This window comes from Streptomyces sp. NPDC088810 (genome assembly GCF_044750305.1).
Lineage (GTDB): Bacteria > Actinomycetota > Actinomycetes > Streptomycetales > Streptomycetaceae > Streptomyces.
In genome coordinates, this window is record NZ_JBIVJQ010000001.1 from 729,325 (window position 1) to 743,557 (window position 14,233).

At 72.2% G+C, this 14,233-nt stretch carries 13 protein-coding genes; 6 read left to right on the top strand and 7 right to left on the bottom strand.

The features are described from left to right. Positions 1-8: 8 nt before the first annotated feature. A complete protein-coding gene (locus ACIP4Y_RS03280; protein WP_401387089.1) occupies positions 9-1,169 on the top strand; it encodes a serine hydrolase domain-containing protein in 1,161 nt (386 codons plus the stop codon). 59 nt (positions 1,170-1,228) lie between these two features. Here ACIP4Y_RS03280 and ACIP4Y_RS03285 read toward each other — a convergent pair whose 3' ends face one another. Both ACIP4Y_RS03285 and ACIP4Y_RS03290 read right to left on the bottom strand, forming a co-directional pair. After that, positions 1,229-1,648 (bottom strand): organic hydroperoxide resistance protein, encoded by a 420-nt coding sequence (locus ACIP4Y_RS03285; protein WP_358635307.1) that lies wholly within the window; start codon positions 1,646-1,648, stop codon positions 1,229-1,231. A gap of 96 nt (positions 1,649-1,744) precedes the next feature. After that, positions 1,745-2,779 (bottom strand): NADP-dependent oxidoreductase, encoded by a 1,035-nt coding sequence (locus tag ACIP4Y_RS03290; protein WP_401387092.1) that lies wholly within the window; start codon positions 2,777-2,779, stop codon positions 1,745-1,747. A gap of 87 nt (positions 2,780-2,866) precedes the next feature. On the opposite strand from ACIP4Y_RS03290, the gene ACIP4Y_RS03295 reads away from it, so the two are divergent. Genes ACIP4Y_RS03295 through ACIP4Y_RS03305 form a run of 3 tightly spaced genes read left to right on the top strand, consistent with a single transcriptional unit; the run spans position 2,867 to position 4,750 of the window. Then, complete coding sequence (locus ACIP4Y_RS03295; protein ID WP_358635303.1) at positions 2,867-3,304, top strand: MarR family transcriptional regulator; 438 nt, start codon at positions 2,867-2,869, stop codon at positions 3,302-3,304. A 40-nt stretch (positions 3,305-3,344) separates the two neighbouring features. Continuing rightward, positions 3,345-4,139 carry an EI24 domain-containing protein gene (locus tag ACIP4Y_RS03300; protein ID WP_401387096.1) on the top strand — a complete coding sequence of 265 codons (795 nt, stop codon included), beginning with the start codon at positions 3,345-3,347 and terminating at the stop codon, positions 4,137-4,139. Beyond that, positions 4,136-4,750, top strand: coding sequence for a LysE family translocator (locus ACIP4Y_RS03305; RefSeq protein ID WP_401387099.1), 615 nt, complete (start codon positions 4,136-4,138; stop codon positions 4,748-4,750). Before ACIP4Y_RS03300 ends, ACIP4Y_RS03305 begins: the two co-directional genes overlap by 4 nt. Here the strand turns inward: ACIP4Y_RS03305 and ACIP4Y_RS03310 are convergent. Together ACIP4Y_RS03310 and ACIP4Y_RS03315 are read right to left on the bottom strand one after the other, a co-directional pair. Next, entirely contained in the window at positions 4,722-5,975 is a 1,254-nt protein-coding gene (locus ACIP4Y_RS03310) for a pyroglutamyl peptidase (RefSeq protein ID WP_401387102.1), read from the bottom strand. The genes ACIP4Y_RS03305 and ACIP4Y_RS03310 overlap by 29 nt on opposite strands. Positions 5,976-6,131: 156 nt before the next feature. Then, positions 6,132-6,713: a TetR family transcriptional regulator gene (locus ACIP4Y_RS03315; RefSeq protein WP_358635295.1), complete on the bottom strand. Its 582-nt coding sequence runs from the start codon at positions 6,711-6,713 to the stop codon at positions 6,132-6,134. Positions 6,714-6,815: 102 nt separating this feature from the next. Between ACIP4Y_RS03315 and ACIP4Y_RS03320 the strand changes: the two genes are divergently transcribed. Continuing rightward, positions 6,816-9,257 carry a glycoside hydrolase family 3 protein gene (locus ACIP4Y_RS03320; RefSeq protein ID WP_401387105.1) on the top strand — a complete coding sequence of 814 codons (2,442 nt, stop codon included), beginning with the start codon at positions 6,816-6,818 and terminating at the stop codon, positions 9,255-9,257. 945 nt (positions 9,258-10,202) lie between these two features. Here ACIP4Y_RS03320 and ACIP4Y_RS03325 read toward each other — a convergent pair. Both ACIP4Y_RS03325 and ACIP4Y_RS03330 read right to left on the bottom strand, forming a co-directional pair. Then, positions 10,203-11,174 (bottom strand): aldose epimerase family protein, encoded by a 972-nt coding sequence (locus ACIP4Y_RS03325; protein ID WP_401387108.1) that lies wholly within the window; start codon positions 11,172-11,174, stop codon positions 10,203-10,205. A 15-nt stretch (positions 11,175-11,189) separates the two neighbouring features. Further along, on the bottom strand, positions 11,190-12,074 hold the full coding sequence (locus ACIP4Y_RS03330) for an SGNH/GDSL hydrolase family protein (protein ID WP_401387111.1): 885 nt from the start codon (positions 12,072-12,074) through the stop codon (positions 11,190-11,192). Between the two features lie 256 nt (positions 12,075-12,330). On the opposite strand from ACIP4Y_RS03330, the gene ACIP4Y_RS03335 reads away from it, so the two are divergent. Continuing rightward, positions 12,331-12,825, top strand: coding sequence for a DUF3145 domain-containing protein (locus tag ACIP4Y_RS03335; RefSeq protein WP_358635288.1), 495 nt, complete (start codon positions 12,331-12,333; stop codon positions 12,823-12,825). 66 nt (positions 12,826-12,891) lie between these two features. Here the strand turns inward: ACIP4Y_RS03335 and fabF are convergent, their stop codons facing one another. Next, complete coding sequence (gene fabF, locus ACIP4Y_RS03340; RefSeq protein WP_401387115.1) at positions 12,892-14,154, bottom strand: beta-ketoacyl-ACP synthase II; 1,263 nt, start codon at positions 14,152-14,154, stop codon at positions 12,892-12,894. Positions 14,155-14,233: the final 79 nt, after the last annotated feature.

Here is a 14,233-nt window from a genome sequence, read left to right on the forward strand (position 1 = left end):
GAGAGCGGATGACGCAGGAGATCACCGTCCAGGGCACGGTCGCCGAGGGCTTCGAGCCGGTGCGCGAGGAGTTCGCCGCCCTCGTCGCCGGGGAACGGCAGGACTTCGAGGGCCAGTTGTGCGCGTACGTCCACGGCCGCCGGGTCGTGGATCTGTGGGCGGGCCCCCAGGTGACGGGCGACTCGCTGTACGCCGTGTACTCGGCGACGAAGGGCGCGGCCCACCTGGTCGCGGCGCTGCTCGTGCAGGACGGCACGCTGGAGCTGGACCGCAAAGTCACCTACTACTGGCCGGAGTTCGCCGCCGAGGGCAAGGGCGCGCTGACGCTGCGGGACCTGCTGTCGCACCGTGCGGGGCTGGTCGGTACCGACACCGGGTTCACGCTCGCCGAGCTGGCGGACGACCGGATGATCGCCGAACGCCTCGCCGACCAGCGGCCCTTCTGGCGGCCGGGCACGGCCTTCGGCTATCACGCGCTGGTCATCGGCGCGCTGACCGGCGAGGTCGTCCGCCGGGCGACGGGCCGTACGCTCCAGGAGGTCTACGAGGAGCGGATCCGCGCCCCCCACGGCCTCGACCTCCACCTGGGCCTGCCGGCCGCGCACGAGCCGCGCTTCCGCACGGTCCAGCCGATGCTGCCGACCCCCGCGCAGCAGGCCCAGCTCGACGCCGTACCGACCGGCCCGCACACCCTCGAGTCGATCGCCTTCAACCGGCACGGCGCCCAGCCCACGGACCTGGAGAGCCTGCCGAACGAGCGGCTGATCCGCGCCAAGGGCCCCGCCTCGGTGGGCGGCGTCGGCTCGGCACGCGGTCTCGCGGGCATGTACGCGGCGATGATCAGCGAGATGGACGGCAGGACCCCGCTGCTCAAGGAGGACACGCTGGCGGAGTTCGGGCAGATCCACTCCACGGGCTACGACCTGGTGGCCCGCGCCCACAAGTCCTTCGGCCTCGGCTTCCAGGCGACCGCCGACACCTGGCACCCCTTCCTGGGCGCCGCCACCCTGGGCCACAGCGGCGCCAACGGCGTCCAGGCCTTCGCGGACCCGCACAGCGGCATCGCCTACGCCTACACGAGGCGCAGATTCGCGTTCCCCGGCGGAGCGGCCCCCGAGAACAACAGGATGGCGGCAGCCGTCCAGCGAGCGGCGCCGGCGACCGCCTAGGGAAAAGCAGCCGCACCCCACGTCCAAGGGTGCGGCTGCCGATGTGCCAACGACGAAGGTCAGACCAGCGTCACGGTGATGTTGCCCCGAGTCGCCTTCGAGTAGGGGCACACCTGGTGGGCCTTCTCGACCAGGTCCCGCGCGGTGGCCGCGTCCACGTTCGGGATGCTCGCCGAGATCTCCACGATGATCCCGAACCCCTCGTCGTTCTTCCCGATCCCGACCTTCGCGGTGACGGTCGACCCGGAGACGTCGGCGCCCTCCTGCCGGGCGACCACACCCAGCGCCCCCTGGAAGCACGCGCTGTAACCGGCGGCGAACAGCTGCTCCGGGTTGGTCCCGGACCCGCTGCCGCCCATCTCCTTCGGCGGATTGACGACGACGTCGAGTCGGCCGTCGTCCGTGGCGACCCGCCCGTCGCGGCCGTTCTCGGCGGTGGCGACGGCGGTGTACAGGACGTCGGACTGCGTGATGGGCATGCGGTTGTCTTCCTCCTCGGTCCGCCGCGACTCGCGCCCACGATCGACGACGGATTTTCGGAAAGAAGTTACCGCATGCCGAAAATCACGGGAAGGCTAGAGCTTGACGACCATCTTGCCGACGTTGTCGCCGCGCAGGACCCCGAGGAACGCCTCCAGGGTGTTCTCGATGCCCTCGGCCACGGTCTCGCGGTACTTCAGCGCGCCCGAGGCGACCCACGGGCCGACCTCCTGGACGAACTGCGGCTGAAGGTCGTAGTGGTCGCCGACCAGGAAGCCCTCGATGCGGCCGCGGGTCTGGATGAGGCGGGCGAGGTTCTTCGGGCCGGGGGCGGGCTCGGTGTTGTTGTAGACCGAGATCATGCCGCAGACGGCGATCCGGCCGCCCTCGTTCAGGGAACCGATGGCGGCCTCCAGGTGGTCCCCGCCGACGTTGTCGAAGTAGACGTCGATGCCGTCGGGCGCGGCCTGGCGCAGCTGCTCGGCGACCGGGCCGTTCTTGTAGTTGAACGCGGCGTCGAAGCCGTACTCCTCCACCAGCAGCTTGACCTTCTCGTCGGAGCCGGCCGAGCCGATGACCCGGGAGGCGCCCTTGAGCTTGGCGATCTGGCCCACCTGGCTGCCCACGGCCCCGGCGGCGCCCGACACGAACACGACGTCACCCTCCTTGAAGGAGGCGGTGCGCAGCAGGCCGGCGTAGGCGGTCAGACCGGTCATGCCGAGGACGCCCAGGTACGCCGACAGGGGCACCTCCTGGGCGCCGGCGTCGACCTTGACGGCGGGGACGGCGGTCGGGCCCACCTTCACGGCGTTCCTCGCGTCCACGGCCGCGTACTCGCGCCAGCCGAGGAAGTGCAGGACGTGGTCGCCGACCGCGATGCCCTCGGCGCGGGACTCGATCACCTCGCCGACCGCGCCGCCCTGCATGACCTCGCCCAGCTGGAAGGGGGCGACGTACGACTTCGCCTCGCTCATCCGGCCGCGCATGTACGGGTCGACGGAGAGGTACTTGTTCCGCACCAGCACCTGACCCTCGCCCGGGGTCGGGACCGGCGCCTCGACCAGGGCGAAGTCCTCGGGCTTCGGCCAGCCGACGGGACGGCTGAGCAGGTGCCACTCGCGGTTGATCATGACAGAGCCTTTCCTTTACTTCAGTACCTGAAACAACCCTGCACCTGAATATTTCATGATGTCAAGTAAGCGGGTATCCTGGAGCCCATGTCCACCCCAACGAAGAGTCATCGCCCCGACGCCGTCACCCTGGAAGTCGTGGAGCTGATCGGTGACGTCGTGGCCCGCTTCTACGCGGACTACGAGAAGGCCGCGGGCGAGCACACGCTGACCGGTCCGCAGGCCCGGCTGCTCAGCCTGCTCTCGCTGGAACCGCTGCCCATGCGCAAGCTGGCGCAGAAGTTGAAGTGCGAGCCGTCGAACGTCACCGGGATCGTGGACCGCCTGGAGTCCCGCGGCCTGGTGGAGCGCCGCCCCGACCCGGCCGACCGCCGGGTGAAGGTGGCCGCCGCCACGGAGGAGGGCTGCCGGGTGGCCCGGGACCTGCGCGAGAGCCTGCACTTCGCGCGCGAACCGCTCGCCGCCCTCACCGACGACGAGCGCGGCTCCCTGCGCGACCTGCTCCGCCGCATGCTGGACGTCTGAGCAGCCGCGCCGGCCCGGCCGAGCCAGTAAAGTCCTCGCCATGCGCGATCTTGGGGTGGGTTTCGGTTATCTGCTGAAGGGCCAGCGATGGGTGGCCCGGCATGGACGGCAGTACGGGTTCGGACTGCTGCCCGGCCTGATCACGCTGGTCCTGTACGCCGCCGCGCTGGTCGCGCTCGCCCTGTGGGGCGCGGACGCGGTCGGCTGGGCGACCCCGTTCGCGGACGACTGGTCCAGCCCCTGGCAGGGCCTGTTCCGCGGCTTCCTGACGGCCGTCCTGTTCGCCCTCGGCCTGCTGCTGGCCGTGCTGACGTTCACCGCCGTCACCCTGCTGGTCGGCCAGCCCTTCTACGAGAGCCTCTCGGAGAAGGTCGACGCCGACGTCTCGCCCGACGGCACCGCTCCCCGGTCCGACCTCCCGCACTGGCGCGAGCTGTGGATCTCGGCCCGGGACAGCCTGCGCATCCTGGTCCGGGCCGGCCTGTGGGGCGTCCTGCTCTTCGCCCTGGGGTTCCTGCCCTTCGTCGGGCAGACCGCCGTACCCGTGATCGGCTTCTTCGTCACCGGCTTCTTCCTCACCGAGGAACTCGCCGCCGTGGCGCTGCAGCGCCGGGGCGTCGACCTGCGCGCCCGGCTCGCCCTGCTCCGCTCCCGCAAGACCCTGGTCTGGGGCTTCGGCACGCCGCTGGGCCTGGCCTTCCTGGTGCCGTTCGTCGCGGTGTTCCTGATGCCGGGCGCGGTCGCGGGCGCCACGCTCCTCGCCCGCGACCTGCTGGGCGAGGAGACCGGCGAGGACGGCGCCGACGAACCCGAAGTGGAGGACGTCACCCCGTGACCGAGGTACTCGCCGTAGCCGTCATCACCGTCCTGGCCGTCATCGCCCCCGGCGCCGACTTCGCGATGATCGTCCGCAACAGCTATCTGTACGGCCGCCGCACCGGCCTGTTCGCCGCCGCCGGCGTCGCCGCCGGCGTACTGGTCCACGTCAGCTACACGATGCTCGGCGTGGGCCTGCTGATCGCCTCCTCCACCTTCCTGTTCACGGTCGTCAAGCTGATCGGCGCCGCCTACCTCGTCCACATCGGCGTACGCACCTTCCGCACCCGCGGCGAGGTCGAGGTGGACCTGGAGCACAAGGCCGCGCTGACGCCGCTCGCCGCGCTGCGCACCGGCTTCCTCACCAACGTCCTCAACCCCAAGACCACCCTGTTCGTCGTCTCCACTTTCGCCCAGGTCGTCAGCCCCGGCACGCCGGTCTGGCGGCAGGTGGGCTACGGCCTGTTCATGTCGCTGGCCCACCTGCTGTGGTTCGGCGTCGTCGCGCTCTTCTTCTCGCAGGAGCGCATGCGCACGCTGATGCTCCGCGCCCAGAAGGTCCTCAACAAGGTCATCGGCTCCGTCCTGGCCGGCCTCGGCATCAGCCTGGCCTTCGCTCCGTCGCACTGACGGCCACCGCGACGATCGCCCGCACCTGGTCGATGATGTCCAGCCGGTTGCGCACGAACTCGGGGTCGGTCACCTCGGCGGTGTTCCCGGTCCCGAACTGGAGCACCGGGGTGTGCACATGCCCGCCGGGCAGGGTGTCGCGCAGCCCGAGCCGGTCCCGCAGCAGGGTGGCCCGGTAGGCGATCTCGTTGGACAGGTAGTCGCCACCGGCCCCGGCGCGCGCGGTGGAGCCTGGGGTCGGTCCGTCCGGCCGTACGACGGGACCGGCGCCGCCCGCCGGGATCTCGGTCACCTCCGTGTGGTCGTAGACCGGGAAGCGGCCCGTCCGCGCGGCCACGACGGTGGCGTACGGCAGGGTCGTGCTCGTCCACTGCGGCTGTGTCGCCGGGTCGGCGACCGGGACGGTCCCGGTCCGGGAGACGTTGTCGTTGTCCGGGAAGCCGCCGCGCCAGGCGCCGTTGGTGCGCTCGATGTCGAACCGGCCGACGCGGCCCTGGCTCACGGTCGTGAACAGGTCCACCTTCGGCAGGTACGGCCGCAGCGTCCGCTCCACCGTGCCCTCGGCGAAGTCCCGCCAGCGCACCGGGAACACGGCGGTCTCGATCCGGGCCGGTCCCCGCGCCGTCCGGACCACCGTGCCGTCGAGCGCGAGCGCCGTCGCCCCGGACGGGTTGGAGATGCGGATGTCCCGGTCGAGCGTGAAGGGGTCGAAGCCGGTGAGCAGCACACGGCGCAGGCGGCCCCCGGCCGGGTAGCGGATGTCGGTCTGCCCCCGCGAGGTCCGCTCCAAGCGGTCCAGCAGTGCGTCGCGTTGCTCGCCGGTGAGGCCGAACCGCGGCTCCCATGTCCGCACTTCCCGGCTCATCCCAAGCCGCGCCCAGTACAGCGGCCGGTCGTCGTCCCGGCTCAGGTCACCACCCGCCGGCCCCCGCCCCTGCGCCCGGTCCACGGCCCGTCGCCACAGCACGGATCCCTGCCGTACGACGATGCGGCGGGCCTGCGCGTAGTCGTGCGCCCGCTCCAGCGCGCGGCCGAAGTCCGGGGCCGCGTCGCCGAATCCCGACCGCCGGAGAATCTCCTGCGGCACGGCGTCGTCGAGCCGCTGCTCCTCAACGGTGAGGAAGGGGGCGGTGACCGGTGCGGCGGAGGCGGTGACCGGCGGAACGGCCGGCCCGGCCAACAGGGCCAGACCGAGGACGCCTACGTGAACGCGTATGCGGGTCAAGGGATTTGGGTCCTTCCATCGCCGGCAGGCACGGGCCGCTCCACGGTAGGCGCCGCGAGGGCTGCGCGCCATGGCCCGGTGGGTGCCCGCCGTGGCCGCTCGCGCAGTTCCCCGCGCCCTTGAGGAGTCGCGGTGCCGTCGGCTTCCAGGTGCGCCCTATTCCACCGGCTCGCCCAGCAACCGCAGGAAGTCGCGGAAGGCGCCCGGCATGTCCACCGACCCGGGGTCCAGGAGCCACTGGTACTGGAGGCCGTCCATCACCGCCACGAGCAGCGGAGCGGTCCGCTCGGGGGTGAGCCCGTTCGGCAGCCGGTCGCCGTACTCGGTGCGCAGGACCGAGGCCATGGTCGCGCGGACGCGGGCGTACCGCTCGGTGAAGTAGTCGCGCGCCGGATGCTCCTCCGTCACGCTCTCACCGAGCAACGCGGAAAAGGTCTGGATGATCCCCGGCCGCATCGCGTTGTACTCGACCAGCGAGGCCAGCAGATCCATCCGCCACTGGGAGTCCGGCACCGCGTCCCACCGGTCCCGCTCCCGGAGCACGGCCACCAGCAGGGCGTCCTTGGTGGGGAAGTAGTGCAGCAGCCCCTGCTGGGTGAGCCCGACGCGCTCGGCCACCGCGGCCAGGCTCGCCCCCCGGTATCCCCGCTCGGCGATCACCTCGAGCGCGGCGCCGACGATCTCCGCGCGCCGCTCCTCGCTCCTGACCCTCGCGTTCATGACGTCACCGTACGACATCCCCCCACCCTGAATGTAACGGCAAGGTGACGAAACCTACCGCTCTACAGGTCACCCGTGCACGATGGACCCACCTGCATGGACTCGACGAGGAGGAACCAGATGGCGGGATCCCAGCTCACCCCGGCCGAGAAGGCCCGCGAGGCGGTCGTGGAGACCGCCCTCGGCGCGCTCGGCCTCGACGCCAAGGCACGACTGCTGGCCGGCCAGGACATGTGGACCCTGCCCGCGCTGCCCGAGATCGGCCTGGAGTCCCTGGTGATGTCGGACGGTCCGATCGGCGTCCGGGGCGTGCGCTGGACCGCCGACGACCCCTCCGTCGCCCTGCCCTCCCCGACCGCGCTCGCCGCCACCTGGGACCCCGAACTCGCCCGCCGCGCCGGTGTCCTGCTCGCCCAGGAGGCCCGCCGCAAGGGCGTCCACGTCCTGCTCGCCCCCACGGTCAACCTGCACCGCTCCCCGCTCGGCGGCCGCCACTTCGAGTGCTACAGCGAGGACCCGTACCTGACCGGCGTCATCGGCGCCGGCTACGTCCGCGGCGTCCAGTCCGGCGGAGTCGGCACCACCGTCAAGCACTTCGTCGCCAACGACGCCGAGACCGACCGCCTCACGGTGAACAACCTGGTCTCCGAACGCGCCCTGCGCGAGCTGTACCTGGCCCCCTTCGAGGCCATCGTCGAGAACGCCCGCCCCTGGGGCATCATGACCGCCTACAACACCGTCAACGGCACGACGATGACCGAGCACCACCACCTCGTCAACGAGGTCCTGCGCGGCGAATGGGGCTTCGACGGCTTCAACGTCTCCGACTGGACGGCCGCCCGGGACACCGTCGGCGCCGTCAACGGCGGCCTGGACGTCGCCATGCCCGGCCCCCGGACCGTCTACGGCCCCGCCCTCGCCCGGGCCGTGCGGGACGGCAAGGTCGCCGAGGCCACGGTCGACGCGGCCGTCCGCCGGGTGCTGCGGCTCGCCGCCCGCGTCGGCGTCCTGGCCGGCGCCGAACCGGAGGTCGCCGAACCGCCCGCGCCGGTCGACGGCGAGGCCCTGGCCCGCGAGATCGCCCGCCGCTCCTTCGTCCTCGTCCGCAACGAGAACCGTGCCCTGCCGTTGCCGCCCCACGGCACCGTGGCCCTGATCGGCGCCGCCGCCCGCGACGCCCGCGTGCTCGGCGGCGGCTCCGCCACCGTCTTCCCGGCCCGGATCGTCTCCCCGCTCGACGGCCTCACCGCCGCCCTCCCCGAGGGCACCCTCAGCTACGCCGTCGGCGCCGACCCGGCCACCGAAATGGCCGTCGCCGACCAGGGTTTCACCCTGCGGGCCGTCTGCCGCAACGCCGCCGGCGAGGTCATCGGCACCCGCTCCGCCCCCGGCGGCCTCATCCAGTGGATGGGCTCCGACCTCCCCGACGGCGTCACCTACGACACCCTGCACACCGTCGAGCTGACCGGCACCTTCACGCCCCGCGAGTCCGGCCCGCACACCTTCGGGATCAAGGGCACGGGCCCCTTCACCCTCACCATCGGCGGCACGACGTACTACGACGACGTCCAGCGCCCCGGCAAGGACGACCCCTTCGAGGCCTTCTTCGGCGCCCCCGCCCCCCGTGCCGAGGTGGAGCTGACCGCCGGCGAACCGGTCGAGGTCTCCCTCACCCACGTCGTCCGGCTCCCCGAGGACCTCCCGATGAAGGTGGTCGGCTTCGCGCTCGCCCACTCCGGCCCGCAGCGCGACCCGGACGAGCTGATCGCCGAGGCCGTCGAGGCCGCCCGCGGCGCGGACACGGCCGTCGTCATGGTCGCCACCACCGACCGCGTGGAGTCCGAGGGCTTCGACCGCCGGGACCTGGCCCTGCCCGGCCGCCAGGACGACCTGGTCCGCGCGGTCGCCGCCGCCAACCCGAACACCGTCGTGGTCGTCAACGCCGGCTCCCCGGTGGAGCTGCCCTGGCGGGACGAGGTCGCTGCCGTCCTGCTGACCTGGTTCCCCGGCCAGGAGGGCGGCGCCGCCCTCGCCGACGTCCTCACCGGCGCCCACGAGCCCGGCGGCCGGCTCCCCACCACCTGGGGCTCCCTCGCCGACGCCCCGGTCACCCAGGTCGTCCCGGTCGACGGCGAACTGCCGTACAGCGAGGGCGTGTTCATCGGCTACCGGGCCTGGGAACAGGCCGGCCGCACCCCCTCGTACCCCTTCGGCCACGGCCTCGGCTACACCGACTGGGCCTACGAGTCCCTGGACGTCGACGGCACCACCGTCCGCGTCCGCGTGCGCAACACCGGCGAGCGGGCCGGCCGGGAGGTCGTCCAGGTCTACGTCTCCCCGGCCGGGCCCGGCCCCGAGCGCCCGGCGCACCGGCTGGCGGGCTTCGCGTCCGTCGAGGCCGGGCCGGGGCAGAGCGCCGAGGTCACCGTGGAGCTGCCGCGCCGCGCCTTCGAGGTCTGGGACGAGACGGGGAAGGCGTGGGCATGTGTGAAGGGTTCGTACGAGATCACCGCCGGGCGCTCGATCGCCGACCGGAGGCTGATCGCGCCGATTAACGTCTGATCCGGGACAAGCCTCCCGCATGAGCAGCCCCGGCCCGGGACCTGACCCCTGGGCCGGGGCTCGGTATGTGCGTTAACAGTGTTATGTCCGGTTCGTCAAGTTACGACTTCCCGGAACCTGACCGGGGTGCCGCCGCCGGGGTTCATTTGAAGCAGCCCGAGAACGGCTCGGGCACCAACCCCCACGGAGGCGGATTCCCATGACGAACATCGAGCGCAAGACCTGCAAGAAGCGGCTCGCGATGCTGGCCACCACGGTCACCCTGGCAGCCGGCGGTGTACTGCTCCCCACCACCGCTTTCGCCGCACCGACGGTCGCACCGCAGGCGGTGCACACCCAGGTGCATGACCAGGCCAAGCACGACGCCCACCACAAGTCCAAGCACAACAAGCAGACCAAGCACAACAAGCCGACCAAGGGCAATGGTGCGGGTGCGGGTGCGGGTGCGGGTGCGGGTGCGGGTGCGGGTGCTGGGGCTGGTGCTGGGGCCGGGGCTGGCGCGGGTGCTGGTGCTGGGGCCGGCGCTGGTGCAGGCGCCGGCGCCGGAGCCGGTGCGGGTGCGGGTGCTGGTGCCGGGGCTGGCGCGGGTGCTGGTGCTGGTGCTGGGGCTGGTGCAGGCGCTGGAGCCGGTGCGGGCGCTGGGGCCGGTGCGGGTGCTGGTGCCGGAGCCGGTGCGGGTGCGGGTGCTGGGGTCGGAGCGGGTGCGGGTGCGGGTGCGGGTGCTGGGGCCGGCGCGGGCGCCGGAGCCGGTGCGGGTGCGGGTGCGGGTGCTGGCGCCGGGGCCGGTGCTGGTGCCGGAGCCGGAGCCGGTGCGGGTGCCGGCGGCTGAGTCAGGCAGCAGCCAGCTCGGTGGTGAGGTTTCTCGCCACGGTCGAGGCCTCCGGGCCGGTGGGACTTCCGTCCTCGCCGGCACGGAGGCCTCCGCGCTGTCCGGGGCCGGCAGGGCTAGGCCGCCGAGACGGCGTACACCGTCTCGGACCGGAAGACCTCCCCGGGCCGCAGCACCGTGCTCGGGAAGTCGGGCCGGTTGGGGGCGTCCGGGAAGTGCTGCGTCTCCAGGGCGATCCCGGCGCCGGGGAAGAACGGGCCGGACAGGTGGTCGGCGGTGTACAGCTGGAGGCCCGGCTCGGTCGTCGCCACCGTGAGAGTCCGCCCGGACGCGGGGTCGTACAGCTCGGCCACCTCCTCGGCCGCCCCGGTCAGCCCCTTGTCGAGCGCGAAGTTGTGGTCGTAACCGGAGCCGATCTTCCGGGCCGTACGGAAATCGAAGCGGGACCCCGTGACGTCCGCCGGTTCCCCGCAGGGGATCAGGTCCGCGTCCACCGGCGTGTACCGGGACGCGGCCAGCCGCAGCTCGTGGCCGCCGGCGTGGCCGGAGCCGCTCAGGTTCCAGTACGTGTGGTTCGTCAGGTTCACCACCGTCGGCGCGTCGGTGACCGCCTCGTACGCGATCCGCAGCGCACCCGACTCCCCGAGCGTGTAGGTCACCGTCACCGCCAGCCGGCCCGGAAAGCCCTCCTCGCCGTGCGGGCTCACCCGGCTCAGGCGCAGCCCGTGCGCGACGGGCGCCACCTCCCACACCCGCTGGTCGAAACCGCGCTCGCCGCCGTGCAGCGAATTCGGGCCGTTGTTCCGCGCCAGCGCGTACGTCCGGTCGTCCAGCGCGAACCGGCCGCCCGCGATCCGGTTCGCGTACCGGCCGATCACGGCACCCAGATACGGCTCCGGATGCGCCAGATAGCCGTCGAGATCCGGAAAGCCCAGCACCACGTCCGTCGTCCGCCCGGCCCCGTCCGGGACCTCGACCGACTGCACGATCCCGCCGTACGACAGCACCCGCACCCGCACCCCGTCGCGCTCCAGCGTCCACCGGTGCACCGGGGTGCCGTCGGAAAGTGTGCCGAAAAGTTCGTTCATGTGGGGAACATTAGGTCACGGCCGGCTCGCCGTGATCCTGCGGTACGCGATCTCCGCCAGCCGCGCCTGGCCGTCCGTGCTGGGGTGGAACCAGTCCCAGTGGCTGAGCTGGTCCGTGCCGAAGCGGTAGTCGTACACCGCGTTGTCGTCGAAGCGGCAGCGGTGGTCCTTGGCGCAGACCTCCTTCAACACCTTGTTGTACTCCACCACCCGCTGCTGCACGCTGTCCCGGCGCACCATCGCCGCACTGGTCAGATCGTCCGCGTCGGCCAGCATCGAGGGGCAGATGCCCAGCTTCCACACCTGCTTGCCCAGCGCGTTCGTCCGGCCCTCGGACCACAACCGCTTCAGGTTCGGCACGCTCGCCACGTACACCTGCGTCTTCGGCAGCGACGAGCGCAGGGTGCCCATCGCCTCCTCGAAGTCGGCGCGGAAGTCGGCCACCGAGGTCATCGCCGACGCCGAGGACCGGCAGGCGTCGTTCGCGCCCACCATCACCGTCACCAACTCCGGGCTGTGCGCCGCCGCCTGCTCCATCTGCTCCGGCAGGTCGGCCATGCGGGCGCCGGTCACCGCGTAGTTCCAGCTGTGCTCCGCCGCCCTCGTCACGCCCAGCAGCCGCACCGCCAGGCTGTCCACCCTGGCGTCGCCGCCCGTCGCCCACGACACCTCCGGGCAGTCCGACAGCACCGTGCACGCGTCGAAGCCGCGCGTGATGGAGTCGCCCACCGCGGCGATGGAGTCGGGACTGCGGTCCCACACCGGAGGCCGGGCCGCGCGCGCCTTGGTGCCCTTCGGGGCCGGCGCGTGCCCGTCCCCGCCGGCACAGCCGGCGGCTCCCAGCACCACGGCCGCCACGACGGCGAGGCCGGCCCGCACACGGTGGGTTCGCTTCCGCATCCCTGCTGTTCCCCTCGCTCGACGGTCGGCACTTCCCTCCCATGACAACGTGCGGGGGTTCCCGGCCCCGCCTCCGGGAACGGCGCAGCCCCGTACAAGCGTCCCCCTGGGTGAATGGCGGCGGTTTCCTGGCACCGGGACCGACGGTACGTCACACTCCTTGCCCCGCCGCAGGGTAGCCTCGCCATCAACGCGGCCGTCGCGCCACTGCCGCCCAGCCAGTCCGCAAGATGTCCCGCTCTGCCCGGAGGTTCCGGTGACGACACGTGGAGTTCTGTACGTGCACTCCGCGCCGCGCGCGCTGTGCCCGCACGTCGAGTGGGCCGTCGCCGGGGTGCTCGGCACGCGCGTCAACCTCGACTGGATCCGGCAGCCCGCGGCCCCCGGCACCTGGCGCTCGGAGTTCTCCTGGCAGGGCGAGGCCGGCACCGCCTCCAAACTCGCCTCCGCGCTGCGCGGCTGGCACCTGCTGCGTTTCGAGGTCACCGCCGAGCCCTGCCCCACCGCGGAGGGTGAGCGCTACAGCTGCACCCCCGACCTCGGCATCTTCCACGCCGTCACCGGCATGCACGGCGACATCCTGATCCCCGAGGACCGCCTGCGCGCGGCGCTGACACGCTCTCAGCGGGGCGAGACCGACCTGGAAGCAGAGATCGCCAAGCTCCTGGGCAAGCCCTGGGACGACGAACTGGAACCGTTCCGCTACGCCGGCGAGGGCGCCCCGGTCCGCTGGCTGCACCAGGTGGTGTAGCGCGCGGGAAACGGCAAAACGGCCCGGTCTCCGCACAGGAGACCGGGCCGTTCGGCGCGGTGGGACTCAGATCGTCCGGAACGCCAGCACCACGTTGTGCCCGCCGAACCCGAACGAGTCGTTCAGTGCGGCGATACGGCCCTCGGGGAGAGCCCGCGCCTTACCGACGACGACGTCCGCGTTGACCTCGGGGTCGAGGTTCTCCACGTTGATCGTCGGCGGCGCCGTACGGTTCACCAGCGCCAGGATCGAGGCGACGGTCTCGATACCCCCGGCACCGCCCAGCAGGTGACCGGTCATCGACTTGGTCGCGGAGATCGCCATGTGGTCGACGTCGTCGCCGAACACCTTGCGCAGCGCCTTGATCTCGGCGACGTCTCCCTGCGGCGTGGACGTGGCGTGCGCGTTCACGTGCACGACCTCGGCCGGCTTCAGGTCGGTGTTGTCCAGCAGGTTCTGCAGCGCGTGCGCGATGCCGTTGCCGGACGGCTCCGGCTGCGTGATGTGGTGGGCGTCGGCGGAGATGCCCTGACCGACCGCCTCCACGTAGATCCGGGCGCCGCGGGCCTTCGCGTGCTCCTCGGACTCCAGGACGATCACACCGGCGCCCTCGCCGAGCACGAAACCGTCCCGGTCGGCGTCGTAGGGACGCGAGGCGCCCTGCGGGTCGTCGTTGTTCTTGGACATCGCCATCATGTTGCCGAACGCGGCGATCGGCAGCGGGTGGATGGCGGCCTCGGTGCCACCGGCCACGACCACGTCCGCACGACCGGTGCGGATCATCTCGATCGCGTACCCGATGGCCTCCGCGCCCGAGGCGCAGGCCGAGACCGGGGTGTGCACACCGGCGCGGGCACCCAGCTCGATCCCGACGTTGGCCGCCGGGGAGTTGGGCATCAGCATCGGGACGGTGTGCGGGGAGACGCGGCGTACGCCCTTCTCCCGCAGAACGTCGTACTGGTCCAGCAGGGTCGTCACGCCGCCGATGCCGGAGGCGATGACCGCACCGAGACGATCGGGGTTCACGGACGCGTCCTCACCGGCCTTGGCGGTGAAACCGGCGTCCTTCCAGGCCTCCTGAGCGGCGATCAGCGCGAACTGCGCGGACCGGTCCAGCTTGCGGGCCTGCGGGCGGGGGATGATCTCGCCCGGCTCGACGGCGATCTGCGCGGCGATGCGGACCGGCAGCTGAGCCGCCCACTCCTGCTCCAGGGGGCCGACGCCGGACGTGCCGGCGAGGAGGGCCTCCCAGGTCGAGGCTGCGTCGCCACCCAGCGGTGTGGTTGCGCCGATACCGGTGACGACCACGGTGTGATTGGTCGGGCTCACGGGAATTCTTTCTCCAACGGATACGGGAGGACTACCCCCGCGTCAGCGGGGATTACGGCGCCACCGCCGGGTGGCGGGG

Excerpts from the sequence above, each read along its gene's own strand:
- ACIP4Y_RS03280 (WP_401387089.1), top strand. The coding sequence starts at position 9 with ATGACGCAGGAGATCACCGTCCAGGGCACGGTCGCCGAGGGCTTCGAG.
- ACIP4Y_RS03285 (WP_358635307.1), bottom strand. The coding sequence starts at position 1,648 with ATGCCCATCACGCAGTCCGACGTCCTGTACACCGCCGTCGCCACCGCC.
- ACIP4Y_RS03290 (WP_401387092.1), bottom strand. The coding sequence starts at position 2,779 with ATGATCAACCGCGAGTGGCACCTGCTCAGCCGTCCCGTCGGCTGGCCG.
- ACIP4Y_RS03295 (WP_358635303.1), top strand. The coding sequence starts at position 2,867 with ATGTCCACCCCAACGAAGAGTCATCGCCCCGACGCCGTCACCCTGGAA.
- ACIP4Y_RS03300 (WP_401387096.1), top strand. The coding sequence starts at position 3,345 with ATGCGCGATCTTGGGGTGGGTTTCGGTTATCTGCTGAAGGGCCAGCGA.
- ACIP4Y_RS03315 (WP_358635295.1), bottom strand. The coding sequence starts at position 6,713 with ATGTCGTACGGTGACGTCATGAACGCGAGGGTCAGGAGCGAGGAGCGG.
- ACIP4Y_RS03320 (WP_401387105.1), top strand. The coding sequence starts at position 6,816 with ATGGCGGGATCCCAGCTCACCCCGGCCGAGAAGGCCCGCGAGGCGGTC.
- ACIP4Y_RS03325 (WP_401387108.1), bottom strand. The coding sequence starts at position 11,174 with ATGAACGAACTTTTCGGCACACTTTCCGACGGCACCCCGGTGCACCGG.
- ACIP4Y_RS03330 (WP_401387111.1), bottom strand. The coding sequence starts at position 12,074 with ATGCGGAAGCGAACCCACCGTGTGCGGGCCGGCCTCGCCGTCGTGGCG.